Raw genomic sequence first — 390 nt, 5'->3', positions numbered from 1 at the left:
ACTAGCTTGACGATAACCTACTTTCACACTGGTTGCAGCACTATCATCGGCGCAGAGTCATTTCACGGTCCTGTTCGGGATGGGAAGGGGTGGGACTGACTTGCTATGGTCATCAAGCTTTAACTTGTACTAGCATTCACGCTTTGCTTCGTGAAGCCATGAAATCTGGAAGACAGCATTATAAACGATTTATATCGTTTATCAAGTAATTGTTTTAGGTAATGAGCGTAATCAACGCAACAATTCTGAATCTATAACCTGCTAAGGTTATAGGGACAAGCCGTACGGGCAATTAGTATCAGTTAGCTTAATGCATTACTGCACTTCCACACCTGACCTATCAACGTCCTGGTCTCGAACGACCCTTCAAAGAGCTCAAGGCTCTGGGAA

General features: G+C 44.1%; 2 rRNA genes. Both read right to left on the bottom strand.

The window, feature by feature from the left end:
• Positions 1–4 precede the first annotated feature (4 nt).
• Positions 5–117: ribosomal RNA gene (gene rrf, locus GJ699_RS33970) — 5S ribosomal RNA — on the bottom strand.
• 154 nt (positions 118–271) lie between these two features.
• Positions 272–390 (bottom strand): 23S ribosomal RNA (locus GJ699_RS33965); the annotation flags it as partial.

It is taken from the genome of Duganella guangzhouensis (genome assembly GCF_009674535.1).
GTDB classification, from domain to species: domain Bacteria; phylum Pseudomonadota; class Gammaproteobacteria; order Burkholderiales; family Burkholderiaceae_D; genus Rugamonas; species Rugamonas guangzhouensis.
The sequence above is the reverse complement of the archived record's forward strand: the minus strand, read 5'-3'. Positions and strand labels throughout refer to the sequence as shown.